Genomic DNA, 24574 nt, shown 5'->3' on the forward strand with positions numbered 1-24574 from the left:
CGAAAACTGTCGACTGAGAATCAGTCAGATCGGACCGGGTTTCAACACCCGGCACCGATCTTTTTGGAGATAAACGCTCTTTACGGCAGCCGTGCGTCAGGCTCCCAGATGCGGTGCGATTTGTTGGCAGGCCTCAACCAGTCCGCGCACGCTTTCGATCGACTTGTCGAACATGCTGCGTTCGTGACCGTTGAGCTCGATCTCGACGACCTTTTCGACGCCGTTCGAGCCGATGACCACCGGCACGCCGACATAGAGGCCGTCGACGCCGTACTGGCCGGTCAGGAAGGCCGCGCAGGGCAGGACCCGCTTCTTGTCGCGCAGATAGCTTTCGGCCATCGCGATCGCGGACGCCGCCGGGGCGTAGAACGCGGAGCCGGTCTTCAGCAGGCCGACGATCTCGCCGCCGCCTTTACGCGTGCGGTCGACGATGGCGTCGATCTTCGCCTGGGTCGTCCAGCCCATCCGCACGAGGTCCGGCAGCGGGATACCGGCGACCGCCGAATAGCGGGTCAGCGGAACCATGTCGTCGCCGTGGCCGCCGAGCACGAAGGCGGTGACGTCCTTCACCGAGACGCCGAGTTCCTCGGCGAGGAAGTAGCGGAAGCGGGCCGAGTCGAGCACGCCGGCCATGCCGACGACCTTGTTCGCCGGAAGTCCGGACGACTTCTGCAGCGCCCAGACCATCGCGTCGAGCGGGTTGGTTATGCAGATCACGAATGCGTTCGGCGCATACTTCTTAATGCCCGCGCCGACCTGCTCCATGACCTTGATGTTGGTGCCGACGAGATCGTCGCGGCTCATGCCCGGCTTGCGCGGCACGCCGGCGGTGACGATCACGACATCCGCGCCCTCGATGTCCGAATACGAATTCGTGCCCTTGAAGACCGCGTCGAAGCCCTCGATCGGAGCGGATTCGGCGATATCGAGCGACTTACCCTGCGGCGTGCCTTCGACGATGTCGAACATCACGATGTCGCCGAGTTCCTTCAATCCGGCGAGAAGGGCGAGCGTGCCGCCGATCTGTCCGGAGCCAAGCAATGCGATCTTATTGCGGGACATTTGGAGTTTCCTCTGAGGGGTAATTGCTATCGCGGTTTTGAATTATGAATTCAAGTCACGGCGCGTCCGTGGGGGAGGGAAAGCCACTCTTTTGATCTCATTTCGACCAGCCGGGAGGCCGTCCGCTTGAATGCGACGGCCTGTTTTCCCGACGTCAGTAGAGCATCGGGTTCGGCGGCCGCCGAGGCGATCAATTTGACCCTGTTATCGTACAATTCGTCTATCAGGATGATGAAGCGCCGAACCTGGTCCGGAGCTGCCGTGTCGAGCAGCGGGATCCCGTCGAGCACGATAGAATGGTATCGCTGCGCGATCGCGCCAAGGTCGGCCGGTCCGAGAAGGGCGCCGCAAAGGCCTTCGAAAGTGTAGCGGGCGACGCCGTTCAGCGCGTTCGGCACGACCACGTCACGCCCCTGCACGCGCAGCGTCTGCGGCCCGCCCTTCGCGGCCCCGGCCAGCCGCTCGAACGCAGCGTCCACCGCCTTCTTGGCCGTGCCATCTGCCGGAACGTACCAAGTCGGCGCGGCGGCCAGTTTTTCCAGTCGGAAATCCGAGGGCGCGTCGAGCTTCACGACGTCGACCCGCTCTTTCAGGAGATCGATGAACGGCAGGAAGAGGTGGCGGTTCAGCCCATTGCGATAGAGGCCGTCCGGCGGCTCGTTCGATGTGGTGACCAGAACGGCGCCGCGCTCGAACATCCGCCCGAACAGACGGCTCAGCAGCATGGCGTCGGCGATGTCGGTCACCTGGAATTCGTCGAGGCAGAGCAGCTTGCCCTCCGCCGCGATCTCGTCGGCGACTTCGAGGATGGCGTCGCCGCCCTTTCCGTTCTGCCGCTGCCGCACCTCGTGCAGCCGGCCATGGACCTCCACCATGAAAGCGTGGAAATGCGCCCGCCTTTTCGCGTCGTGCGGCGCGAGATCGAAGAACTGGTCCATCAGCAGCGTCTTGCCGCGTCCGACCTCTCCCCAGATGTAGAGGCCGCGCGGCGCGGGAGCCTTCTTGCCGAAGAGGCGGTCGAATAAGCCCGGGCCTTTCGGCGTCCCGTCGAGTTCGGTCAGCAGGGCATCGAGCTTCCCCACTACAGCAATCTGCGCGGGGTCCGGCCTGATCGCGCCCAAGCGCGCCAGTTCGGCATAGTTCTGGTCAAGCGTTTGTTGCATGGCTGGGGCGCAAGTTACGGCGGCTCCTGTCGAATACTTGCCCTAGGAAAGAAGGTTTTTCCACATAACCGGTCTGGTTTGCGACAGTTGCGTGGCGGAAGTGAAACTTTTTTGTAACGCAGGGAACCGAATCCCGGGTGAGCCGTTTTACCTGCTTGACGAAAATTCTGTCTGCTTCATCCTTCGCCGTAGTGCGGGGGATGAGAACGTGCGGCACGGGCTGATTTTCTTGGCGGTGGTCCTTTGCGGCCTTGGTCTGTTCGCGGTTTCCGACGAGGCCGAGGCGGTGACCCTGATTTCGGATGCGCGTCTGACACTTCCTGAATTTGCCCAGAAGACCGGGCAGGATCCAGGCATGTACGAGACGCGCTATGCCGCGACCGGCATGATTATCTGCTCGGGCGTGTATTCGACCGCGCAGCTCACGATCCGGCACGATGTTGTCACGACTGCGGCACATGCCTTCTTCGACGCTGACGGCAGGTCGCGTGGCAATCTCTCTTCCTGTGTGTTCGCGATCGCCATCGACGGCGTCCAGCATGCGATCCCGATCGATGCGAACTCGCTCCGCGTCGGCTCGCGCGATCCATACGCGGTGTCGCCGGTCCATGACTGGGCGGTCGTCCGGCTGACTGAGGGCGTGCCGAATGCCCGTCCCTATGCGCTCGGCACCGCCGAGGCGGAATCGGCCGGCACCAATATCGTCATGCTCGCCCATCGCCATCGCGGCTGGGTCCATGACGGTCGCAAGGCGATCGAGGCCTGCGTGATCCGCACATCGCACCGCATCGAATCGGCCAGCGCCCGCGAGATCGCCATCGACTGCAGTGCCGGCGAAGGCGCTTCCGGCAGCGCGATCATGCTGCCCGGTTCGTCCTGCGCTATGGTCGGCATCTATGTCGGCTGGCGCTCGACCCATCCGGACAAGGCCGGTCCGTTCTCCGAGACCCACATGAATTTCGGTGTCGCCGTCGAAGGTCCGTTCCGCAACGCGATCATGGCGATGACCAACGGACCGGACACCGAGCCGGCCCAGCCGCCGGCAGTGATCCCGCCGGTCGCGCAGGAACCGATCAGGACACAGGCCGCGAGCCTGCACTGAACAAAAAGGCCGGGGAGACCCGGCCTTTTCGATTCTGACCATCCTTGAAATCAACGCTTCCGCTTCGGTGCGGGAATCGGCATCGGCACCGAATCCGAAACGGATGTCGCCGCCGCCATCGCGGCCTGCGCTTCCTGCACCGCCGGCTCATAAATCGGCGCCGGACTGAGCAGGTCTGTCATTGCCGACATCAAAGGAGCGGGGGCAGGCGCCAGCTCGAAGCTGGACGGCAGCAGTGGCACCAGGGAAGGAACGGCCTCGGTCTCTGGCACCGGGTCCGTGACCGGCGCAGCCGGAATGGGAGCGACAGGGGCGGGCGCGACGGCAGGTTCGACCGGCGTGGCGGCGCTTCGGCCGCTCGACGTCACCTCGGGGATGTTGACCTGGCTCGCGGCCAGTCCGAGCAGTTCGTTCGCCTCATGGACGGTCGGCTCGTCGACCGGCTTGCGGATCGCCGCCGCGAGTGCGATCCCCGCGCTGTCGGAACGGCCGGTCTCGACCGCGCGCTTGTAGGCCGCCAGGCAATCGAGCGCCGAGGTCCGGGGTGCGGCGTTTGCCGCCGCATGCACGGCGCCGATCCGGCCCTTGAATGTCGTAGCGCCCGCGGCTTCCGCCTTCGGCGCAACGGCGTTTGCGACCTCCGCGGTTCGGGGCGAGCCGGAGAGCTGCACCAGCACTTCGCGGTCGTCGCCGTCGAGGGTCACTCCGAGGAGCTCGTTGGCCTGACTGACGATTTCGTGCGTGAGCCTGTGGCCCGAGGTGACGCGGAGCAATACGGCCGCCGTTTCGAGATCGCCTTCGTTCACTGCCCGCTTGTACGAAGCCAGAAGTTCGATCGCGGATTTCGCGCCGGCATCCTTGACCATGTTCGGCTCGACCTGCGCCGCGTCGAGACGATCGAGGGGCAAGGCGGCGACGGCGGCGGGCTTGCCCTTGCCGCGATTCCTGCCCTTGGCGAATTTCTTGCTCTTCTTGGACTTTGCCTTGGCGACTTTCTTGCCCTTGGCCACGGGTTTGGCGGTCGCGGCTTTCGCCGCCGGCTTGGCTGCGGTGGCGGGCTTGGCTTGGGCGGCGGCTTTCGCCGGTGCCGCGGGCTTTGCCGTTGCCGCAAACGCGCCTGCGAGTTCAAGCGCCCGCGTCGACACGTCCACCCGCAGCGGCGCGACCGCGAAGGCGATGCACGCGGCGCAGCTCAGAATCATCGCGGGTCGGGTCGTGATCATGCGTTCGGCAGATTAGAAGATGTCGAATTATCGTTGAACGTGCCCCGTAAGTCACGTTCCGTTAACATCTGTTACCTGCAAAGCGGCCGAAAAGCGGTGAAATGCGTCCGCTACGTACAATCACTTGTGAGTTACATCCGCCGTTCGAGCATCAGGTTCTTGATCTTCGCGATCGCCTTTGCCGGGTTCAGGCCCTTCGGGCAGACATTGGCGCAGTTCATGATCGTGTGGCAGCGGTAGAGCCGAAACGGGTCTTCCAGCGTGTCGAGACGTTCGCCCATGCCCTCGTCACGGCTGTCGATCATCCAGCGATAGGCCTGCAACAGTGCCGCCGGGCCGAGATATTTGTCGCCGTTCCACCAATAGCTCGGGCACGAGGTCGTGCAGCAGGCGCAGAGGATGCACTCGTAGAGGCCGTCGAGCTTTTCCCGATCTTCCGGCGACTGCGTCCACTCGCGCTCCGGCGGCGGCGTCTCGGTCTTCAGATACGGCTCGATCAGCGCGTGCTGGGCGTAGAAGGTGCTGAGATCGGGGACGAGATCCTTGATCACCGCCATGTGCGGCAGCGGATAGACCGCGATCGAATCGCCGCCCGCCTCGTCCATGCCCATGGTGCAGGCCAGGGTATTGGCGCCGTTGATGTTCATCGAACACGAACCGCAGATGCCCTCGCGGCAGGAGCGGCGAAAGGTCAGGGATGAGTCGATCGTGTTCTTGATGTAGATCAGGCCGTCCAGGATCATCGGCCCGCAATGCTCCCGGTCGACGTAATAGGTGTCGACGCTGGGGTTCTCGCCGTCGTCGGGGTTCCAGCGATAGACGCGGAACTCGGTCACCCGCTCGGCGCCCTCCGGCTTCGGCCAGGTCCGGCCCTGCTTGATCCTCGAGTTCTTCGGCAGACTGAATTCAGCCATTGAGCGGGTTCCTCTAGGGAAATCTAGGCCCGGCGCACGGTCAATACACCCGCTTCTTCGGAGCGATGTACTGGACCTCGTCGGTCAGCGTGTAGGAGTGGACCGGGCGATAATCGATGGTGACGGTGCGCGCGTCGGTGTCCGCCCAGGACAGAGTGTGCTTCATCCAGTTCTCGTCGTCACGCTCCGGGAAATCCTCGCGGGCATGGGCGCCGCGGCTTTCCTTGCGGTTCGCGGCGCTCTCCACGGTGACGACCGCCTGGGCGATCAAGTTGTCGAGTTCTAGCGTCTCGATCAGGTCGGAGTTCCAGACCAGCGAGCGGTCGGAGACGCCGATGTGGTCCATCGACTGCCAGACCTTATTGATCAGCTCCTTGCCCTCTTCCAGAATCTCGCCGGTGCGGAACACCGCGCAGTTCGACTGCATGGTGCGCTGCATCGCGAGGCGGATGTCGGCGGTCCGGGTGCCGCCGTCGGCGTAGCGGAAGCGGTCGAGGCGATCGAGCGCCTTTTCCGTCTGGCTGTCCGGGAGTACGGGCTGCGGCGCGCCGGGCTTCAGGATCTCGGCGCAGCGCTGGCCGGCGGCGCGTCCGAAGACGATGAGGTCGGTCAGCGAGTTCGAGCCGAGCCGGTTCGCGCCATGCACCGAGACGCAGGCGCCCTCGCCGAGCGCCATCAGGCCGGGCACCACATAGTCCGGGTCGCCGTGCTTCTTGGTCAGCACCTCGCCGTGATAGTTCGTCGGGATGCCGCCCATATTGTAGTGGACGGTCGGCAGCACCGGGATCGGCTCGCGGGTCACGTCGACGCCGGCGAAGATCTTGGCGCTCTCGGAAATGCCCGGCAGCCGCTCATGCAGGATGTCCGGGTCGAGATGTTCGAGATGCAGAAGGATGTGGTCCTTCAGCTTGCCGGTGCCGCGCCCCTCGCGGATTTCCATCGTCATCGCGCGTGAGACGACGTCGCGTGAGGCGAGGTCCTTGGCGTGCGGGGCATAGCGCTCCATGAAGCGCTCGTCCTGGGAATTGGTGAGGTAGCCGCCTTCGCCGCGCGCGCCCTCCGTGATGAGGCAGCCGGCGCCATAGATGCCCGACGGATGGAACTGCACGAACTCCATATCCTGCAGCGGCAGGCCGGCACGCAGCACCATGGCCGAGCCGTCGCCCGTACAGGTATGCGCCGAGGTGCAGGAGAAATAGGCGCGGCCGTAGCCGCCGGTCGCCAGCACCACCATCTGGGCGCGGAAGCGGTGGATCGAACCGTCGTCCATCTTCAGCGCGATGACGCCGCGGCAGCGGCCTTCGTCATCCATGATGAGGTCGAGCGCGAAATACTCGATGAAGAATTCGGATGCCGCCTTCACGCACTGGCCGTAGAGGGTGTGCAGGATCGCGTGGCCGGTGCGGTCGGCGGCGGCACAGGTGCGCTGGGCGGCTCCGCCCTCGCCGAACTCGGTCGTCATGCCGCCGAACGGCCGCTGGTAGATCAGGCCGGCCTCGGTGCGCGAGAACGGCACGCCCCAGTGCTCCAGCTCGTAAACGGCGGTCGGGGCGTTGCGGCAGAGATATTCGATCGCGTCCTGGTCGCCGAGCCAGTCCGAACCCTTCACGGTATCGAACATGTGCCAACGCCAGTCGTCGGCCGACATATTGCCGAGCGCGGCCGACATCCCGCCCTGTGCGGCGACCGTATGCGAGCGGGTGGGAAACACCTTCGTCAGGCAGGCGGTGCGGAGGCCGGCCTGGCTGGAGCCGAGCACCGCGCGAAGACCCGCGCCGCCCGCGCCGACGACCACGACGTCGTAGGTATGGTCCTGGATTTCATAGGCGCGGCCACCGGGGGCTGCCGCGCGCACGCCGAGATCGATCATCCGGTCAGACTCCGATGCTCAGCTTCAGCAGGGCGAAGGCCGCCGCCGCGGCGGTGGCATAGGAGAAGAAGATGTTTCCGGCCACGGCCGCCGTCTTCCAGAGCTTGGAATGCACGTAGTCCTCGATTATCTCGCTCATCCCCAGCCGCATATGGACGGCGTTGACGAACACGAAGAAGAACAGCGGCAGCGCCACGTAGGGCTGGCCGAGCGTCGCGGCGATGGTCGGATGCTCCTCGCCCGCCAATGCGACGACAAGGCCGATCAGGAACAGGGTCAGCGGCAGAAGCGCATAGGAGGTCAGCTTCATCCGCCAGTGTTCGGCGGCGCCCGAACGGGCGGAGCCGTGTCCGCGGACTTGGGCGAAGCGGGAACGGACGACCATCTCAGCTCCAGATCAGGACGGCGAGCCAGACGAGCGCGGTCAGGAGGACCGAGCCGGCGAGGGTGCCCTGGGCCCAGAGCGTGCGGGACCTTCTGTCCATCCCGATCGTCGCGTCCCACACCATGTGGCGCACGCCGCCGATCGAGTGATGGATCACGGCCCAGCTCACGCCGATCAGGACGATGATGCCGAACCAGGAGCCGTAGATGCCGGAGAGGGTGGCATAGGCTTCCGGGCCCTGGGCTGCCGCAAGAAGCCAGAGAACGAGAAGAGGCGCGGCGAAATAGGCCGCGGCACCGCTGACGCGGTGGGCGATCGACATCGCCATGGTCCAGGTGAAACGGTAGATTTGCAGGTGCGGCGAGAGCGGCCGCTCCGGCAACCGTCTCGCAAAGCGGGCGTCAGCCATTGGCTTGATCCACGAGGGGGTCCTGGAGCTTGGTTAGCCCATGCCTATCAATGTGGCAATGTCACGCAGCGCAGGTCCGACCCCCAGCCGGCGCCTAGGCAAAGCGCCTCATATTGGAGCAGGTTCCGGCGTCATGCTCTGTGCGCGTATCTGCCCTGCAATATCGAGGGTCCGTTTGGCCATTTCGATATGCATCCGCTCGATCATCCGGCCGTTCAGCGCCAGCACGCCCTTGTCGTGATTCTCTGGCTTCTCGAACGCCGCGATCACCGCCTTCGCGTCGGCGATCTCTTCCGGGCTCGGCCCGTAGAGACGGTTGGCGATCTCGACCTGACAGGGATGGATGACCGTCTTGCCGTCGATGCCGAACGCGCGCCCCTGGGCGCATTCCGCCTCGAAGCCCTCGAGATCGGTGAACTCGTTGTAGACGCCGTCGAGGATGAACAGACCCGAAGCGCGGGCCGCGAGCACGGCGCGGCTGACCCAGGCGAGGACCGGGAGCCGGTCCGGACCGGGCTTCACCCGCGTCTCGCGGATGATGTCGTTGGTGCCGAGAACGAGCCCGCGCAGGCGGTGGCCTTCCGGCTTCTTCACCGAGGCTGCGATCTCGTCGATGTCGATCAGCCCGCGCGCGGTCTCGACCATGGCCCAGAGCGAGATGCCCTGCGTCTCCGGCCGGCCGCGCAGATGGCGCTCGGCGGCGTAGATCTCGGCGGTTGATTCGACCTTGCTGAGCAGTACCGCGTCCGGGCGGGCGGCAACGGCGGCCGTCATGTCCTCCTCGAAGAAGGCGGTGCGCGCAGCATTCACCCGCATCACCACTTCGCGATGGCCGAAACCGCGTTTGCGAATCGTCTCCACCACCTGGTCCCGCGCCTTTTCCTTCACCTCGTCGGCGACGGAATCCTCGAGATCGAAGATCAGGGTGTCGACCGGGAGGGTCTTGCCCTTTTCGAGTGCCCTGCTGTTCGAACCGGGCATGTAGAGGGCGCTGCGGCGGGGACGGGTATCTTGCATGATGCCGCGGACCTAACCACGCTGTCTCAACCCTGCCAAGGGATGATTTGAATTCGATTTGCATTCACGCGGCCGGGTCTGGACCGCGCCGCATTCCTTGTTCTAGGACGGCGCAGGAGATTTTTCGGATGCTTCCAAGAACGCTTGCCGACGGCTACCGAATCTGGCGCGCCTCGGCCCTGCCCGAGACCCGTGGACGTCTTGCCCAGCTCGCCGCCCTAGGCCAGGCGCCGTCGGCGCTGATCGTCGGCTGCTGCGACAGCCGCGTGTCACCCGAGACGATCTTCTCGGCCGGCCTTGGCGAATTGTTCGTCGTCCGCAACGTCGCGAACGTTATTCCGCCGTTCCGGCCGGACGGCAAGCAACACGGCACGTCGGCGGCGATCGAATTCGCTCTGCACGGCCTGTCGGTGCCCCACATCGTCGTCATGGGCCATTCGCAGTGTGGCGGCGTGAAGGCCTATCTGAACGCCAGCGAGGGCTCGCGCGGCGAGTTCATCGGCCCCTGGATGGATCTGATCGAGGGAACCAAGGAAGACGCGCTCGCCCGCAATCCGGGCCTGACCGGCAGGGCACTCGAGCAGGCGGTCGAGGAGGCAGCGATCCGGATGTCGATCCGCAACCTGCGCACCTTCCCTGAAATCCAGCGGCGCGAGACGGAGGGAATGCTGTCGATCCACGGCGCGCATCTCGATATCTCGAACGGCAACCTGAATATCCTGGACGAAGAGACCGGGAGTTTCGGTCCGGCGCTGGCGGCGGCGGAGTGAGGCGCACTTATTTTCCGCGCAGGTCGTCCAAATCCGGATGCTCGGAATAGATCTTGCCGACAAGCAGGGCGTCGACACGGGCTATGAGGTCGCCCAAGGACCTTTTGATCGAGAGGACTTCGGCTGCTGAGCCGACTTCGCTCGCGACGGCTATCGCCGCTGACAATTGCTTGATCGCCTCGTCGAGATGCGCCTTGAGGCGCGAAGCCTCACTCGCGTCCATGGTGTCTCCGGAACAGGCAAATCCTCCCCCCAGTGAGCGGGGAGAGGATACGAGTGGCCCTTAAGCCGCCTTCTTCAGGAAGCCGCGATTGATCAGGCTTTCGGCGATCTGAACCGCATTCAGTGCCGCGCCCTTGCGGAGATTGTCCGAGACGACCCACAGCGACAGGCCATTCTCGACCGTGAAGTCCTCGCGGATGCGGGACACGAAGGTCGCGTAATCGCCGACGCACTCTATCGGCGTCACGTAACCGCCCGGCTCGCGCTTGTCGACGACGAGAATTCCCGGCGCCTCGCGGAGGATGTCACGCGCTTCGTCGGCGGAGATCGGACGCTCGAACTCGATGTTCACCGCTTCCGAATGGCCGACGAAGACCGGCACGCGCACGGCGGTGCAGGTCAGCTTGATCTTCGGATCGAGGATCTTCTTGGTCTCGACCATCACCTTCCACTCTTCCTTGGTGTAGCCGTCGTCCATGAAGACGTCGATGTGCGGAATGACGTTGAAGGCGATCTGCTTCGAGAACTTCTTCGCCTCGGCGGCGTCGTTCACGTAGATGCCCTTGGTCTGGTTCCACAGTTCGTCCATGCCTTCCTTGCCGGCGCCCGACACCGACTGGTAGGTCGAGACGACGACGCGAAGGATCTTGGCCGCGTCGTGCAGCGGCTTCAGCGCGACGACGAGCTGCGCGGTCGAGCAGTTCGGATTGGCGATGATGCCCTTCTTGGTGTAGCCGGAAATCGCGTCGGCGTTCACTTCAGGCACGATCAGCGGAACGTCCTGGTCGTAACGGAAGGCCGACGAATTATCGATGACGACCGCGCCCTGCGCGGCGATCCTCGGCGACCATTCCTTGGAGACGTCTCCGCCGGCCGACATCAGGCAGATGTCGGTCTTGGAGAAGTCGAACGTGTCGAGTGTCTGGCATTTGAGCGTCTTGTCGCCGAAGGACACCTCGGTGCCCTGCGACCGGCGCGAGGCGAGGGGGATCAACTCGTCGACCGGGAATTCCCGCTCGTCGAGGATGTTCAGCATTTCGCGGCCCACATTACCCGTGGCGCCGACGACGGCGACTCGATAACCCATGGTTTGCTCCAGAAAGCTCAGGCCGGCGTCATAGGCCGGTGGAAACGTCGACGGTCCCTGAGCGACCGTGACGGTCATTTAAGCGAATCTTCCGAAAACGCAATTCAGGAACTCTGTTGCAGTTTGGCTCTTGCGGAACCTTCTTGTCGGGTGGACATTGAAGGCCAAGAGAATCCGCTTCGTGCCGGAGGCACCCCAATGCGTTTGTTCATCCTCGCCGCCGTGGCCGCCGCCACGGTCGCAGCACCCGCCTTCGCTCAGGAAGATCCGAACCTGCCGGGCGTCCGCGTGACCATCACGCCGCGCTCCTATCTCGATCCGGGCAACAAGGTCCGTCCGCAGACGTTGCGCGATATGGCAGTGTCGCCGCTCAACACGACCTACGGCTCGCCGAACTATTCGGGCGTCGAAGGCTTCCAGACCTTCCCGCTGCCGGACCCGTTCTACCTGCCGGACAGCCGCGGCCAGTACGTTCTGCGCGCGCCCGACCGCATCAAGTAATCTCCGTTCCGGACTTCGGTCCGAAACCATCGAGACAATAAAAAAACCCGGATCGGCGTGGCCGTCCGGGTTTTTGTTTTATCGGCGAAGGCTCAGGCCAGTTCGCGGTCCAGCGCGGCGATGATCGCGTCGCCCATTTCGGTCGTGCTGATCGTCTTTTCGCCGAGCGCCGCGATGTCGGCCGTGCGGTGACCCTGCTGGAGGACGCGGGCGATCGAACGCTCAATCGCGTCGGCAACTTCGACCAGACCGAGCGAATAGCGCAGCGCCATCCCGAACGAGCCGATCTGCGCGATCGGATTGGCGAGGCCCTTGCCGGTGATGTCCGGGGCCGAGCCGTGGACCGGTTCGTACATCGCCTTGCGCTTGCCGGTAGCCCGGTCCTCGGCGCCGAGTGAGGCGGAGGGCAGCATTCCGAGCGAACCCGTCAGCATCGAGGCTGCGTCCGACAGGATGTCGCCGAAAAGATTGTCGGTGACGAGAACGTCGAACTGCTTCGGGTTACGGACGAGCTGCATCGCGCAGTTGTCGGCCAAGATGTGCTCGAGCTTCACGTCCGGGAACTTCGCGGCGTGGGTGCGGGTCACGACCTGATTCCACAGGAGTCCCGACTTCATCACGTTGCGCTTCTCGGCCGAGTGGACGAGGTTCTTACGGACGCGCGCCAGTTCGAAGGCGACGCTCGCGATGCGTTCGATTTCGCTCGTCGTATAGACCTGCGTGTCCACCGCGCGCTGCTGGCCGTTCTCCAGCGTCACGATTTCCTTGGGCTCGCCGAAATAGGTGCCGCCCGTCAGCTCGCGGACGATCAGGATGTCGAGACCTTCGACGATCTCACGCTTGAGCGAGGACGAGTCGGCCAGCGCTGGATAAACGATCGCCGGACGCAGATTGGCGAACAGATCGAGTTCCTTGCGCAGGCGCAACAGGCCGGCCTCGGGCCGCTGTTCATAGACGACATTGTCCCATTTCGGGCCGCCGACGGCGCCGAAGATGATCGCGTCTGCCGCGTTCGCGCGCGCCATCGCGGCGTCGGTGATCGACACTTTGTGCGCATCGTAGGCCGCACCGCCGACGAGGTCCTCTTCGAGGGCGAAGCTCGCAACGCCGCGCTTTTCGAGCCAGGCGATGAGCTTCTTCACTTCCTGCATGACTTCGACGCCGATGCCGTCGCCCGGCAAAAGGAGAAGCTTGTGCGTGGCCATATGTTCGTGTCCCCGGAAAGTGCTTGGGAAAAGAAGGAATTTCGCGTTCCCCGTAGCGAAACGGGGGGCGGTTTTCAAGGAATCCGTTTGACCTGGATCAGGCGCGCTTCAGCGCGGTCAGCTCGATCTCGATCTTCATCTCGGGACGATAAAGACCCGAGACGACATAGATGCCGGCGGCGGGGCGGATGTCGCCGAGGAATTCGCCGATCACCGGAAACGCCTTCTCGGCATCCTCGCGGCTCGTCACGAAATATTGGGTACGGACGGCGTCGGCGAGGCTCGACCCCGCCTCTCTCAGCGCCTTATCGATCGTCGCGAAGCAATTGCGGACCTGTTCCTCAACGCTCTCCGGCATCGCCTTGGTCACCGGGTCGTAACCGGTCGTGCCGGCGACGAACACCCAATCGCCCTGGACGACGGCGCGGGAATAGCCGGCGATCTTCTCGAAATCGGAACCGGAGGAGATGAGGCGGCGGGTCATTGCAAGCTCGCTGTCACGTTAAGTCGCGCGCACCATGCGCATTCCGGTCGCGGAGGCAAGCACTGTCCGCCGCCGCGTGACGGTGGTACGACGCCGCATGCCCGCGTCAGACCTGCCCGCCGCCGTCCCGCTCGAGGGACAGACGATCCGCCTTGAACCGCTGGACGACAGCCACATCCCCGGCCTCACCGAGGCCGCGAGCGATGAGCGCATCTGGGGTTATTCGGTGCGCGGCGACACCGCGACCTATTTGGATACCGCCCGGAAAGCAATGGCGGATGGCGAGGCCGTCTCGTTCGTCGTCATCGAGAAGGCGACCTGCCGCGTGCTCGGCATGTCCCGCCTGTTCGAGATCGACGCCACGCATAAGCGGCTTGAGCTCGGCTACACCTGGTACATCCCGGAGGTCTGGGGAACGCGGGTTAATCCGGAGGCGAAGCTGCTCCTCCTGACCCACGCCTTCGAGGACTGGGGCGCTCGCCGCGTCCAGTTCAAGATCCACCACGCGAATCTGCGCAGCCAGGCGGCGGTGAAGAAACTCGGCGCGGTGCAGGAAGGCGTGCTCCGCGCCCATATGATCCAGCCGGACGGGTCGCGCCGCGACTCCGTCGTGCTGTCGATCATCAGAGACGAATGGCCGGCCGTGAAGGCGCGGCTGGAGGAGAGACTCGGCTAATGCCTCCCCCATTCATGGGAGAGGCCGACTCGCGCAGCGAGCGGGTGAGGGCGTGAGGGCGACAACGAGCATCGTGCTTGCCCTCACCCCGGTTGCCTGACGGCAACTCGCCCCTCTCCCGCTTCGCAGGAGAGGGGATTACGCCCAGGGCCGCTCCGCGCCGACCTTCGTCTCGTAGCTCGAGATCGTCTCGCCCTTTTGCATGGTCAGGCCGATCGAATCGAGGCCGTTCAGCAGGCAGTGCTTGCGGAAGGGATCGAGGTCGAACTTGATCGAGCCGCCGTCCGGGCCGCGGATTTCCTGCGCTTCCAGATCGACGGTCAGAGTCGCGTTGGCGCCGCGCTCGGCGTCGTCCATGAGCTTCTCCAGCTCTTCGGGCGAGACCCTGATCGGCAGAATGCCGTTCTGGAAGCAATTATTGTAGAAAATGTCCGCGAAAGACGTGGAGATCACGCAGCGGATGCCGAAGTCGAGCAGCGCCCACGGAGCATGCTCGCGGGAAGAACCGCAGCCGAAGTTCTCGCCCGTCACCAGGATCTCGGCTTTGCGATAGGCTGGCTTGTTCAGCACGAAATCCGGGTTTTCATTGCCCTGCTGATCGAAGCGCATCTCGGCGAACAGGCCCTTGCCGAGGCCGGTCCGTTTGATCGTCTTCAGATATTCCTTCGGGATGATCATGTCGGTGTCGATATTGATCAGCGGCAGGGGCGCCGCGACACCGGTCAGGGTCTTGAAGGGTTCCATCTCGCTCTCTCCGTCGTCATCCGTCTCTATATATCCGTCATCCTCCGGCTTGACCGGAGGATCCATATCCGGGTCGCATGGGTCCTCCGGTCGAGCCGGAGGACGGCGGCCTTTTCATCCAGCCGCCGCTTCAATCTCTTCCATGTCCTCGTCGGACAATCCGAAATGATGACCAATCTCGTGCACCAGCACATGGGTGACGATCTGGCCGAGTGTCTCCTCGTGCTCCGCCCAATAATCCAGGATCGGGCGGCGGTAGAGGAAGACCATGTTCGGCATCCGCCCGGTCTGCGGCGCGGCGCTGTCATGCGCCAGCCCCACGCCCTGGAACAGGCCGAGCAGGTCGAACTCGCTCTCGATCTTCAACTCGTCGAGAACGTCCTGCGTCGCGAAGTCCTCGACGCGGATCACGACGCCCAGCGTCAGTCGGCGGAATTCGTCCGGCAACTCCGCATAGGCGCGGTTCGCGAGGTCCTCGATATCCGTCAGTGATGGCGCCAGCCGCTCATCCCATTCGGTGGCCCTCTTGGTGGACGTCATGGTCATTCTTTTGAAGTCATTCCACGGTCAGTCGATTTACAATCTGGAGCTCATCACGAAACCAGAAACGTATACGCACGTTGTTCAATCATGGATTTACCGGAGAGGGAACCATGACCAAATATCTCATAACCGCCGCCTTTGCGGGTCTTGTCGGTGTCGCCGCGTTTACTGGCCCTGCCGCCGCACAAGTTAGCTTCGGGATAGGTGTCGGGCCGGATTACCGGGATCGTTATTACGACGACCGTTACTATGGCGACCGGTATTATCGTCGTGGTCCCGGTGTCACCGTCTACTCGGGCCGCAGCGCCTATCGTGACGATTGCCGCACCCGCCGCACGACCCGTTGGGTGGACGGCCGCAGGGTCACCCGTACGGTTCGCGTCTGCGACTGATCGTAAACCGTCCCAGTCCGAAGCGGCCGCCCATCTGGGCGGCCGTTTCCGTTTGGACGGTCAGTGACCCCATTCGCGGATGTCGACGAAGCGCCCGGCAATCGCCGCGGCCGCTGCCATCTGCGGCGAGACGAGATGCGTGCGACCCTTATATCCCTGCCGCCCCTCGAAATTGCGGTTTGAGGTCGAGGCACAGCGCTCCTCGGGACGCAGCTTGTCGGGGTTCATCGCCAGGCACATCGAGCAGCCCGGCTCGCGCCAGTCGAAACCCGCCGCCTTGAAGATCTTGTCGAGACCTTCCGCCTCCGCCTGCATCTTCACCAGGCCGGAGCCTGGAACGATCATCGCGCTGAGATTGGCGTTGACCGTCTTGCCCTCGACCACCTTGGCGACCGCGCGCAGGTCCTCGATGCGGCCGTTCGTGCACGAGCCGATGAAGATGCGGTCGAGCGCGATGTCGGTGATCTTCGTGCCCGGGTTGAGGCCCATATACTTCAGCGCCCGCCACTTCGCAGCGCGCGTGTTCTCGTCCTCGATGTCATCGGGGTTCGGAACCACGCCCGCGATCGAAGCCACGTCCTCGGGGCTCGTGCCCCAGGAGACGATCGGCGGCAGCTTGGCGCCGTCGAGCCGGACCTCGCGGTCGAAATGGGCGCCCTCGTCGGAGACCAGGGTCTCCCAGTAGCGGCGAGCCGCATCCCATTCGGCACCCTTCGGCGCTCGCGGGCGGTCCTTCATATAGGCGAAGGTCGTCTCGTCCGGCGCGATCAGGCCGGCGCGCGCGCCGCCCTCGATCGACATGTTGCAGATCGTCATCCGGCCTTCCATCGAGAGCGCCCGGACGGCCTCGCCGGCATATTCGAGCACGGAACCCGTGCCGCCCGCGGTGCCGATCTCGCCGATAATGGCGAGGATGATGTCCTTCGCGGTCACGCCGTCCGGCAGCTTGCCGTCGACCGTCACGCGCATGTTCTTCGCCTTCTTCTGCAGGAGTGTCTGGGTCGCCAGCACGTGCTCGACCTCGGACGTGCCGATGCCGTGCGCCAGCGCGCCGAACGCGCCATGCGTCGAGGTGTGACTGTCGCCGCAGACGATCGTCGTGCCGGGCAGCGTGAAGCCCTGCTCGGGGCCGACGATGTGGACGATGCCCTGCCGCTTGTCGAACTCGTTGTAGTACTCGATGCCGAATTCGCGGGTGTTCTCCGCCAGAGCCGCGATCTGGATCGTGCTCTCCGGGTCCGGGTTCGGCAGGTTGCGGTCGGACGTCGGGACGTTGTGGTCGACGACGGCGAGCGTCTTGTGCGGCGCGCGGACCTTGCGGCCGGTCATGCGCAGGCCCTCGAAGGCCTGCGGGCTCGTCACCTCATGGACGAGGTGGCGGTCGATATACAGGAGGCATGTGCCGTCCTCCTGGCGTTCGACGATGTGGTCGTCGAAGATCTTGTCATACAGGGTTTTCGGCGGGTTCGAATGGGCAGTCATCGGTTCTCGTCCGGTCGTCAAATTCGCTGATGGAATCCGCGCGCAGGCGCGGCATGCACGGGCTCAGGCCCGAAAACGTCAGAGCGAACGAAGGTCCGCCGCGCGAGCGGCGATCAGCCGGCCGAAGAAGCGGGCTGGCATCCGGGTGTGATCGTGCAACCCGGCGAAATCCAGCGTCGAGCGGGCGTGCGGAACCGCGCCTTCGGGCGGCCTCACGCAGGTATCGTGCTCGCGGTTCGTCTGGACCATGACGCCTTATAACACTTCCAATGCGGCCGGACAAAGCCCTCGCCTCATGGTGAGCCGCGATGACGCTCGCGTGTCGAACCATGGCCGCACATTCAGACCGTGACCATCCTTCGACACGGGCATGCCGCCCGGCTCAGGATGAGGATCGCATATAGGTGCTCTTGCCCGCTCCGTAACCCCTGCTTGCGGACGGATTCCCGCTGTGGTCTGATTTCGCAAAACCGGCAAAGACCGGGTCTTAGGGAGAGGACGGGCCATATGCCCGCTCGTGCGTCCATTGCCTCAGTGGCGGCGGCGATCGTTTTTGCCGTGATCTTGCTGCGCATGCCCGACACCATGCCTGGACGGGCGATCGAAACGGCTGCCCTGACCCATCTCTCCTACGAAGAGATGGCGGTACGCGGCATGGCGCTGAGGGTCCAGACAGTTTCCGGCTCCGGCAACGACCTCATCCTCGATCTCCTGACTTCCTCGCCGATTCCGACGCTCGATCTCGACCCGCTCTGGTCGTTCCTCGGCTGGTGGCTGCAGGAGGCCTCGAAGGCGATCATGATCCGGTATTCGATCCAATAGGTTCTCTCTCCCCGACGAGGGAGCGGACTCGGCCGGGACGGCCGAGTCGAGTGAGGGGGACGCCGAAGGCGTTCCGAAACACGGCACAATCTGGCCGCGATGTCCCCCCATCCCGCTCGCTGCGGTACCGCAGCGAGTCGGCCTTCTCCCTCGTTGGGAGAAGGCAAAAAAAACGCGGCCGAAGCCGCGCTTTTCGAATTCCGAAGTCCGGGAGCCTCAGCGCGCCGCAGCAGTCGAGGACTGGCTTGCCGTGCCGGTGGTCTTCTCGGCGATACGGGCCTTCTTGCCGCGCAGTTCGCGCAGGTAATAGAGCTTGGCGCGACGGACCTTGCCGCGGCGCAGCACCTTCACCGAGTCGATGATCGGCGAATAGAACGGGAAGACGCGCTCGACGCCCTCGCCGTAGGAAATCTTGCGGACCGTGAAGGTCTCGTTGAGGCCGCCGCCGGACTTGGAGATCACGACGCCTTCGTAGGCCTGGACGCGGGTGCGCTCGCCTTCACGAACCTTGACGTTGACCTGGACGGTATCGCCGGGAGCGAAGTCCGGGATCGTGCGGACCGCCGCGACGATGTCCATCTGCTCGCGGTCGAGCTGCTCGATGATGTTAACGGCCATAATCTTGATCTCCGCGGCACCGCGCCCGAACGCTCGGGGGCGCCTTAAACCGTGCGAATAGCGATTGAGGGGCGGCTATTACTCGATCTTTGGCGGCTTGTCGACGCCCGATGACAGCTTCGCGACATATTTCGCCAGCAGGTCGGGCCGGCGGGCCCTCGTCGCCTTGATCGCCTCGAGTTTTCGCCAGCGCGCGACCGCCTTGTGATCGCCGGAGGTCAGCACCTCGGGAACACCCATTCCGCGCCATTCTGCCGGCTTGGTGAACTGCGGATATTCCAGGAGATCGGCTTCGAAGCTCTCGTCCGATCCGGACTGATCGTGCCCCATCACGCCGGGCAGGAGCCTGACGCAGGCATCGAGCAGAAGTAGTGCCGCGGGCTCTCCACCCGACAGCACCACATCGCCGACCGAGACCTCTTCAAGCCCGCATGCCGAGGTAAGGCGGTCATCGATACCCTCGAACCGGCCGCAGACGACGACCACGCCGGGTCCGGCGGCGAGCTCGCGCACCAGATCCTGCGTCACCGGTCGTCCGCGCGGCGTCATCAGCAGGCGTCGCCGCTCGCCCGCGCTCTCGATGGCGGCCGCCAGCACGTCCGGCCGCATCACCATGCCAGGTCCGCCACCGAAGGGCGTGTCGTCGACCGAACGGTGCTTGTCGGTCGCAAAATCGCGGGGATTGAGGGTGTCGAGCGTCCAGGTGCCGCTTTCCAGCGCCCGTCCCGCAAGGCTCACGCCCAGCGTGCCGGGAAACATCTCCGGAAACAGCGTGACGATCGTCGCCCGCCAGCTCACGGCTTCGGTTCCTCGCCGCCTTCGTCGTCGAAGATGCCGGCCGGGGGTTCGGCGACGACGCGGCCGGCCTTCACGTCTACGGTCGGCACGAAGGTGCGGGTGAAGGGAAGGTGGACCGAGGGCAGGTTGTCCCGGGATATCTCAAGCACGTCGCCCGCGCCGAAATCCTCGACCGCGATGATCTTGCCGAGCACGGTGCCCGAGGAATCCTCGACCCGGAGCCCGATCAGGTCGGACTGGTAGAATTCGTCCTCCTCCGTGTCCGGCAGCCGGTCGCGGGGAACGAAGAGGCGGGTATGGGTGAGGGAGGCCGCGACATCGCGGTCAGTGATGCCCTCGAACCGCGCGATCACCATGTCGCCCTGGAGCCGGGCGGCCGCGATCTTGAACACCCGCGATCCGTCCTCAGTCTCCAGCGGTCCGTAGTCCTTCATCGCGAGCGGGTCGTCGGTGAAGGGCTTCACGCGAAGCTCCCCCCGCACGCCATGAGGCGCGCCGATCACGCCAATCAGGATGCGGGCGGGAGGCATGGAGGTCTCGTATCCCGGACAAGCTCCGCTAAGCGGAGCGCCGATCCGGGATCCATAACCCCGGTATCGGCAAGAGAAGCAAGGCCGTGGTTATGGGTTCCGGACAGACGCTGCGCGTCTTCCGGAACACGCACAAATCACTCCTGCTCGGCGGGAGCGGCTTCCGCGGCGGCCGGCTCTTCAGCCGGAGCCTCTTCGACCGGAGCGTTCTTGGCGGCTTCTGCCTCGGCCTTCGCGGCGGCGGCAGCAGCGGCCTTGTCTTCCTCGGCAGCCTTGATGGCGTCGAGACGCTCCTGAGCCTTCTTGCCCGGCAGAGCCTTGGTCGGGTTGCTGCGGGCCGGACGGGTGGCAACGCCCTTGTCGGCGAGGAAGCGGAGCACGCGGTCGGTCGGGGTCGCGCCCTTCTTGATCCATTCCTGCGCCTTCTCGACGTCGAGCTCGACGCGCTCGGCATCCTTGCCCAGCATCGGGTTATAGGTGCCGATCTTGTCGATGAACCGGCCGTCGCGCGGGGAGCGCGAGTCGGCGATGACGATGCGGTAGAACGGACGCTTCTTGGCGCCGCCACGGGCGAGACGGATCTTCAGGGACATTCACTTCACTCCATTCGAATTGTTGGCCGCTTGGGCCGGGATCACTTCTTTTTTCCAAAACCGGGGAAGCCGCCGAGGCCCGGCAGCTTGGGTCCGAGGCCGGGAACTCCGCCGGGCGCACCCGGGAAATTCGGCGGCAGGCCGGGCATTCCACCCGGCGGCAATTGAGGCGGCGCGCCCTTGGCGAGCTGCTTCAGCGCATTGGGATCCATGCCCGGCGGCATCCCGCCAGGCGGCATTCCCATTCCGAGCTTGCTGGCGAGGCCGGCGAGACCGCCGCGTCCGCCCTTGCCCATCATCTTCATCATGTCGGCCATCTGCCGGTGCATCTTGAGCAGCCGGTTGATGTCCTCGACCTTCGTCCCGGAGCCTGCCGCGATGCGCTTCTTGCGGGAGTTCTTGAGGATGTCGGGGTTCTTGCGCTCGGCGGCGGTCATCGAGCCGATGATCGCGGTCTGGCGCTTGAGGATGCGGTCGTCGAGATTGGCGTTCTCGAGCTGGGCCTTCATCTTGCCCATGCCGGGCAGCAGGCCCATCACGCCGGACATTCCGCCCATGCGCTGCATCTGCTGGAGCTGGTCACGCAAATCGTTCAGGTCGAACTGACCCTTGCGCATCCGCTCGGCGGCCTTGGCGGCCTTTTCGGCGTCGATCTCGGCGGCGGCCTTCTCGACCAGAGAGACGATGTCGCCCATGCCGAGGATGCGGCCGGCGATGCGCTCGGGATCGAAATCCTCCAGCGCGTCCATCTTCTCACCGACGCCGATCAGCTTGATCGGCTTGCCGGTGACGGCGCGCATCGACAGCGCCGCGCCGCCACGGCCATCGCCGTCGACACGGGTCAGCACGATGCCGGTGATGCCGAGCGCGCCGTCGAAGGCGCGGGCGGTGTTGACCGCGTCCTGGCCGGTCAGCGCGTCGGCGACGAGAATGACCTCGTGCGGCTTGGCGACCCGCTTCACCTCGGCCGCTTCCGCCATCAGGCTCTCGTCGACCGTGGTGCGGCCGGCGGTGTCGAGCATCACGACATCGTAGCCGCCGAGACGGCCCGCCTGCATCGCGCGTTCGGCGATCTGCACCGCCGACTGGCCGGCGACGATCGGCAGCGTCGCGACGCCGACCTGCTGGCCCAGCACCGCGAGCTGTTCCATCGCGGCCGGGCGGCGGGTGTCGAGCGAGGCCATCAGGACCTTGCGCTTGTCGCGGTCCTGCAGGCGCTTGGCGATCTTCGCCGTCGAGGTCGTCTTGCCCGAGCCCTGCAGGCCGACCATCAGGATCGGCACCGGCGCGGCGGCGGCGAGCGAGATCGGCTGCGCATCGGAGCCAAGGGTCGCGACAAGTTCGTCATGGACGATCTTGATGACCATCTGACCCGGCTTGACCGTCTTCAGCAGTTCGGCGCCGACGGCGCGTTCGCGCACCCTGTCGGTGAAGCTGCGGACGACATCGAGCGCGACGTCCGCCTCCAGCAGCGCACGCCGCACTTCGCGCATGGCTTCGCCGACGTCGCTCTCAGAGAGGGCGCCGCGACCGCGAAGCTTGTCGAATATGCCGCCGAGGCGGTCCTGAAGCGTGTCGAACACTCGACCTAGCCTTTGTTTCTCTCTGCGAGAGCCGTCTCGAAATGCGAGACGGCGCTCTCAAACTTGTCGCGGCATCCTGTATTGCAGAAGCCGACGACCTCACCCTTGTAGACGGTCAGCGAGTCTTCCGAGATCGGCTTCCCCGACCACGGGCAGGTCTCGTTGACCGCGTCCTCGATCCTCAATCCGGCATTGGCTACGCTCATTGCTCGCCTCCGAAATCGGCATCTGACCATCCAACGCAAAACGCGCCCGAGGGCGCATCGCGCTGTCGGGCGTTGACCTCCAGCCTCATGGGCCGGTCGGTGGCTCAGGCGTTGGACGCGTGAGAACAGCGAGGCGAATACGCGCGCAGTGTGGCGGAGTCAAGGAAATGGGTGTTGGAGAGCGTTCCCCCGACCGCGCACGGCAAAGCCGTGTCGCGTGATCCGGGGCCCAGCGTATAGGCGCGCCGCAGGCGCTCTTTAGCTAAGGAGCTTCGCGAGTATGCGCTGGGTCCCGGTTCTCGGGATGCGCTTCGCGCACACGGACCGGGAGACGCTTGCCGCCTGCTCCTCGCGGTGCCAAAACCCCGCAATGTTCGATCCTTCCCTCGCCGGCCGCCTCACCTTCCAGCATCAGGCGCCGACCAAGCCGCCGCTTCCGCCGGGGCAGCACAATCTCGGCCTGTTCGAGCCGCGCGACTACGTCCTCGTCGTCCCGGAAGGGATCGACGCGACCGGGCCGACCCCGCTGATGATCATGTTCCACGGCGGCGGCGGCAGCGCCGAGAAGATCATGCCGGTCATGAAGACCCACGCGGAGAACAACAAGTTCCTCCTGCTCGTGCCGCAATCCTTCATGCCGACCTGGGACATCGTCATCGCCGGCAACGGCCCCGACCGCGAGCGCCTCGATATCGCGCTGAACGAAGTGGCGTCGCGCTTCGCGCTCGATCCGACCCATTTCGCCTTCGCCGGTCATTCCGACGGCGGCAGCTATTCGCTGTCGAACGGCCTCTGCAACGGCGATCTCGTCACCCACATCCTCGCCTTCTCGGCCGGGTTCATGACGCCGCTGCATCAGGAGGGCGCGCCGCACATCTTCATCGCGCACGGCTCGAAGGATGAGCAGACGCCGGTCGAGACGGCGGGCAGGGCGCATGCGACGCGCCTGAAAAATGCCGGTTATGACGTGACCTATATTGAGTATGATGGTCCCCATAAGTCCCAGCCGCACATCGTCGCCGTGGCCGTGAAGTACTTTCTGAACTATCCGCCCGCGAACCGGCAGCAGCCGGAAGCGTCGTGAATCGTCGCGCGGTGCTGACCCTTCTCGCCTCCCCCATCCTGGCCCTCACCGCCGGGACCGGCTGGGTTCGCGGGCAGTCCGGTCGCAATCCCTACTATTCCGGCCCGGTCAGCGATCATTTCGACGGGCAGAGATTCTTCAATCCGAACACAAACGTCGACAAGACCGCCTCGGAACTTGCTCGTTTCCTGCTCGGCACGCCGCGCGAGGACTGGCCCAAAGCCTGGCCAAGCCCGTTCCCGCAGGACAAGCCGCCGGCCGAAGTCCGTGACGGCGTCCGCGTCACCCTGATCGGCCATGCCAGCTATTTGATCCAGACCGGCGGCGTGAACATTCTGTGCGACCCGATCTTCTCCGAGCGCGCCTCGCCCTTCACCTTCGCCGGACCAAAGCGCGTCAACGCGCCGGGCATCGCCTTCGCCGACCTGCCGAAGATCCACGCGGTCCTGGTCAGCCATAACCATTACGATCACATGGACACCGCGACCCTCGCCCGGCTCGTGAGGCGCGACAATCCGCGGGTCATCGCGCCGCTTGGCAACGACACGATCCTGAAGGCTGCTATCCCGAACATCTCGGTCGAAGCCCATGATTGGGGCGACCGCGTCGAATTCGCGCCCGGCGTCGTGGTCACGCTCGTCGCCACCGCCCACTGGTCCGCCCGCGGTCTCGGCGACCGTCGCAAGGCGCTCTGGGCGAGCTTCGTCATCGAGACGCCGAAGGGCCGCATCTATCATGTCGGCGACACCGGCTATGCCGAGGATGCGAACTTCACCGCGCACGGCAAGACATATGGTCCGTTCCGCCTCGCGCTTCTGCCGATCGGCGCCTACGAGCCGCGCTGGTTCATGCAGACCAACCACATGAATCCCGAGGAAGCGGTGATGGCGTTCCAGCGCCTCGGCGCCGAACAGGCCATCGGCCACCATTGGGGCACCTTCCGCCTGACCGCCGAGGCGGTCGACGCGCCGGAGAAGGCCCTTGCCGATGCGCGCGCCAAATACGGTCTCGCGGAAACGCAATTCCAGGCCTTCCGCCCCGGTCAGGTGCTGGAAATCTAGCTTCCCTTCACCGGTTCGCCATATAAGC

The 24574-nt window shown here is 64.8% G+C and carries 30 protein-coding genes; 8 read left to right on the plus strand and 22 right to left on the minus strand.

Annotated elements, in window-relative coordinates; translation table 11 throughout:
* Positions 1–96: 96 nt before the first annotated feature.
* Together mdh and zapE are read right to left on the minus strand one after the other, a co-directional pair.
* A complete protein-coding gene (gene mdh, locus ACFPFW_RS17610; protein WP_114957845.1) occupies positions 97–1062 on the minus strand; it encodes a malate dehydrogenase in 966 nt (321 codons plus the stop codon).
* 50 nt (positions 1063–1112) lie between these two features.
* Complete coding sequence (gene zapE, locus ACFPFW_RS17615) at positions 1113–2225, minus strand: cell division protein ZapE (RefSeq protein ID WP_114957844.1); 1113 nt, start codon at positions 2223–2225, stop codon at positions 1113–1115.
* Positions 2226–2433: 208 nt separating this feature from the next.
* On the opposite strand from zapE, the gene ACFPFW_RS17620 reads away from it, so the two are divergent.
* A complete protein-coding gene (locus tag ACFPFW_RS17620) occupies positions 2434–3327 on the plus strand; it encodes a trypsin-like peptidase domain-containing protein (RefSeq protein WP_114957843.1) in 894 nt (297 codons plus the stop codon).
* Between the two features lie 50 nt (positions 3328–3377).
* Here the strand turns inward: ACFPFW_RS17620 and ACFPFW_RS17625 are convergent, their stop codons facing one another.
* The 6 genes from ACFPFW_RS17625 to ACFPFW_RS17650 form a co-directional block, all read right to left on the minus strand.
* Positions 3378–4550 carry a hypothetical protein gene (locus ACFPFW_RS17625; protein WP_114957842.1) on the minus strand — a complete coding sequence of 391 codons (1173 nt, stop codon included), beginning with the start codon at positions 4548–4550 and terminating at the stop codon, positions 3378–3380.
* A gap of 131 nt (positions 4551–4681) precedes the next feature.
* Positions 4682–5464 carry a succinate dehydrogenase iron-sulfur subunit gene (locus ACFPFW_RS17630; RefSeq protein WP_114957841.1) on the minus strand — a complete coding sequence of 261 codons (783 nt, stop codon included), beginning with the start codon at positions 5462–5464 and terminating at the stop codon, positions 4682–4684.
* A 40-nt stretch (positions 5465–5504) separates the two neighbouring features.
* Entirely contained in the window at positions 5505–7334 is a 1830-nt protein-coding gene (gene sdhA / locus ACFPFW_RS17635) for a succinate dehydrogenase flavoprotein subunit (protein ID WP_114957840.1), read from the minus strand.
* A gap of 4 nt (positions 7335–7338) precedes the next feature.
* Complete coding sequence (gene sdhD / locus ACFPFW_RS17640) at positions 7339–7719, minus strand: succinate dehydrogenase, hydrophobic membrane anchor protein (protein ID WP_114957839.1); 381 nt, start codon at positions 7717–7719, stop codon at positions 7339–7341.
* Position 7720: 1 nt separating this feature from the next.
* A complete protein-coding gene (gene sdhC / locus ACFPFW_RS17645; protein WP_114957838.1) occupies positions 7721–8128 on the minus strand; it encodes a succinate dehydrogenase, cytochrome b556 subunit in 408 nt (135 codons plus the stop codon).
* A gap of 108 nt (positions 8129–8236) precedes the next feature.
* Positions 8237–9145: an HpcH/HpaI aldolase/citrate lyase family protein gene (locus ACFPFW_RS17650; RefSeq protein ID WP_114957837.1), complete on the minus strand. Its 909-nt coding sequence runs from the start codon at positions 9143–9145 to the stop codon at positions 8237–8239.
* Between the two features lie 128 nt (positions 9146–9273).
* Between ACFPFW_RS17650 and ACFPFW_RS17655 the strand changes: the two genes are divergently transcribed.
* A complete protein-coding gene (locus ACFPFW_RS17655; protein WP_114957836.1) occupies positions 9274–9915 on the plus strand; it encodes a carbonic anhydrase in 642 nt (213 codons plus the stop codon).
* A gap of 7 nt (positions 9916–9922) precedes the next feature.
* Here ACFPFW_RS17655 and ACFPFW_RS17660 read toward each other — a convergent pair whose 3' ends face one another.
* Together ACFPFW_RS17660 and ACFPFW_RS17665 are read right to left on the minus strand one after the other, a co-directional pair.
* Positions 9923–10138, minus strand: a complete 216-nt coding sequence (locus ACFPFW_RS17660) for a hypothetical protein (RefSeq protein WP_114957835.1) — start codon at positions 10136–10138, stop codon at positions 9923–9925.
* A 60-nt stretch (positions 10139–10198) separates the two neighbouring features.
* Complete coding sequence (locus ACFPFW_RS17665) at positions 10199–11224, minus strand: aspartate-semialdehyde dehydrogenase (protein WP_114957893.1); 1026 nt, start codon at positions 11222–11224, stop codon at positions 10199–10201.
* 198 nt (positions 11225–11422) lie between these two features.
* Here ACFPFW_RS17665 and ACFPFW_RS17670 point away from each other — a divergent pair, with 198 nt between their 5' ends.
* Positions 11423–11725, plus strand: a complete 303-nt coding sequence (locus ACFPFW_RS17670; protein WP_114957834.1) for a hypothetical protein — start codon at positions 11423–11425, stop codon at positions 11723–11725.
* Positions 11726–11817: 92 nt separating this feature from the next.
* On the opposite strand, the gene leuB is transcribed toward ACFPFW_RS17670, so the two are convergent.
* Positions 11818–12930 (minus strand): 3-isopropylmalate dehydrogenase, encoded by a 1113-nt coding sequence (gene leuB, locus ACFPFW_RS17675; protein WP_114957833.1) that lies wholly within the window; start codon positions 12928–12930, stop codon positions 11818–11820.
* Between the two features lie 97 nt (positions 12931–13027).
* Complete coding sequence (locus tag ACFPFW_RS17680) at positions 13028–13414, minus strand: RidA family protein (protein WP_114957832.1); 387 nt, start codon at positions 13412–13414, stop codon at positions 13028–13030.
* A gap of 34 nt (positions 13415–13448) precedes the next feature.
* On the opposite strand from ACFPFW_RS17680, the gene ACFPFW_RS17685 reads away from it, so the two are divergent.
* Positions 13449–14090 carry a GNAT family N-acetyltransferase gene (locus ACFPFW_RS17685; protein ID WP_114957831.1) on the plus strand — a complete coding sequence of 214 codons (642 nt, stop codon included), beginning with the start codon at positions 13449–13451 and terminating at the stop codon, positions 14088–14090.
* A gap of 138 nt (positions 14091–14228) precedes the next feature.
* On the opposite strand, the gene leuD is transcribed toward ACFPFW_RS17685, so the two are convergent.
* Entirely contained in the window at positions 14229–14834 is a 606-nt protein-coding gene (gene leuD / locus ACFPFW_RS17690) for a 3-isopropylmalate dehydratase small subunit (RefSeq protein WP_114957892.1), read from the minus strand.
* Between the two features lie 114 nt (positions 14835–14948).
* Positions 14949–15374 carry a metallopeptidase family protein gene (locus tag ACFPFW_RS17695; RefSeq protein WP_114957891.1) on the minus strand — a complete coding sequence of 142 codons (426 nt, stop codon included), beginning with the start codon at positions 15372–15374 and terminating at the stop codon, positions 14949–14951.
* A 113-nt stretch (positions 15375–15487) separates the two neighbouring features.
* Between ACFPFW_RS17695 and ACFPFW_RS17700 the strand changes: the two genes are divergently transcribed.
* Positions 15488–15769 carry a hypothetical protein gene (locus ACFPFW_RS17700; RefSeq protein WP_162799738.1) on the plus strand — a complete coding sequence of 94 codons (282 nt, stop codon included), beginning with the start codon at positions 15488–15490 and terminating at the stop codon, positions 15767–15769.
* Positions 15770–15829: 60 nt separating this feature from the next.
* Here ACFPFW_RS17700 and leuC read toward each other — a convergent pair whose 3' ends face one another.
* A complete protein-coding gene (gene leuC, locus ACFPFW_RS17705) occupies positions 15830–17251 on the minus strand; it encodes a 3-isopropylmalate dehydratase large subunit (protein WP_114957830.1) in 1422 nt (473 codons plus the stop codon).
* A gap of 78 nt (positions 17252–17329) precedes the next feature.
* Positions 17330–17500 (minus strand): hypothetical protein, encoded by a 171-nt coding sequence (locus tag ACFPFW_RS17710; RefSeq protein WP_162799737.1) that lies wholly within the window; start codon positions 17498–17500, stop codon positions 17330–17332.
* A gap of 258 nt (positions 17501–17758) precedes the next feature.
* On the opposite strand from ACFPFW_RS17710, the gene ACFPFW_RS17715 reads away from it, so the two are divergent.
* A complete protein-coding gene (locus ACFPFW_RS17715) occupies positions 17759–18073 on the plus strand; it encodes a hypothetical protein (RefSeq protein WP_114957829.1) in 315 nt (104 codons plus the stop codon).
* Positions 18074–18289: 216 nt separating this feature from the next.
* Here the strand turns inward: ACFPFW_RS17715 and rplS are convergent, their stop codons facing one another.
* The 6 genes from rplS to ACFPFW_RS17745 all read right to left on the minus strand — a co-directional run bounded on the left by rplS (position 18290) and on the right by ACFPFW_RS17745 (position 22401).
* Complete coding sequence (rplS, locus tag ACFPFW_RS17720; RefSeq protein WP_114957828.1) at positions 18290–18691, minus strand: 50S ribosomal protein L19; 402 nt, start codon at positions 18689–18691, stop codon at positions 18290–18292.
* A 78-nt stretch (positions 18692–18769) separates the two neighbouring features.
* On the minus strand, positions 18770–19489 hold the full coding sequence (gene trmD / locus ACFPFW_RS17725; protein WP_114957827.1) for a tRNA (guanosine(37)-N1)-methyltransferase TrmD: 720 nt from the start codon (positions 19487–19489) through the stop codon (positions 18770–18772).
* A complete protein-coding gene (rimM, locus tag ACFPFW_RS17730) occupies positions 19486–20019 on the minus strand; it encodes a ribosome maturation factor RimM (protein ID WP_114957826.1) in 534 nt (177 codons plus the stop codon). The genes trmD and rimM overlap by 4 nt, the downstream gene beginning before the upstream one ends.
* 137 nt (positions 20020–20156) lie before the next feature.
* Complete coding sequence (gene rpsP / locus ACFPFW_RS17735) at positions 20157–20612, minus strand: 30S ribosomal protein S16 (protein ID WP_114957825.1); 456 nt, start codon at positions 20610–20612, stop codon at positions 20157–20159.
* A 41-nt stretch (positions 20613–20653) separates the two neighbouring features.
* Positions 20654–22195 (minus strand): signal recognition particle protein, encoded by a 1542-nt coding sequence (gene ffh, locus ACFPFW_RS17740; RefSeq protein WP_114957824.1) that lies wholly within the window; start codon positions 22193–22195, stop codon positions 20654–20656.
* 5 nt (positions 22196–22200) lie between these two features.
* The gene (locus ACFPFW_RS17745) at positions 22201–22401 is read right to left on the minus strand and encodes a glutathione S-transferase (RefSeq protein ID WP_114957823.1); all 201 of its coding nucleotides are present in this window, start codon (positions 22399–22401) and stop codon (positions 22201–22203) included.
* A 370-nt stretch (positions 22402–22771) separates the two neighbouring features.
* Here ACFPFW_RS17745 and ACFPFW_RS17750 point away from each other — a divergent pair, with 370 nt between their 5' ends.
* Both ACFPFW_RS17750 and ACFPFW_RS17755 read left to right on the plus strand, forming a co-directional pair.
* Positions 22772–23485: an alpha/beta hydrolase gene (locus ACFPFW_RS17750; RefSeq protein ID WP_114957890.1), complete on the plus strand. Its 714-nt coding sequence runs from the start codon at positions 22772–22774 to the stop codon at positions 23483–23485.
* Entirely contained in the window at positions 23482–24546 is a 1065-nt protein-coding gene (locus ACFPFW_RS17755; protein WP_114957822.1) for an MBL fold metallo-hydrolase, read from the plus strand. Before ACFPFW_RS17750 ends, ACFPFW_RS17755 begins: the two co-directional genes overlap by 4 nt.
* Positions 24547–24574 lie beyond the last annotated feature (28 nt).

It is taken from the genome of Flaviflagellibacter deserti (assembly GCF_042652085.1).
GTDB lineage: Bacteria > Pseudomonadota > Alphaproteobacteria > Rhizobiales > Methylopilaceae > Flaviflagellibacter > Flaviflagellibacter deserti.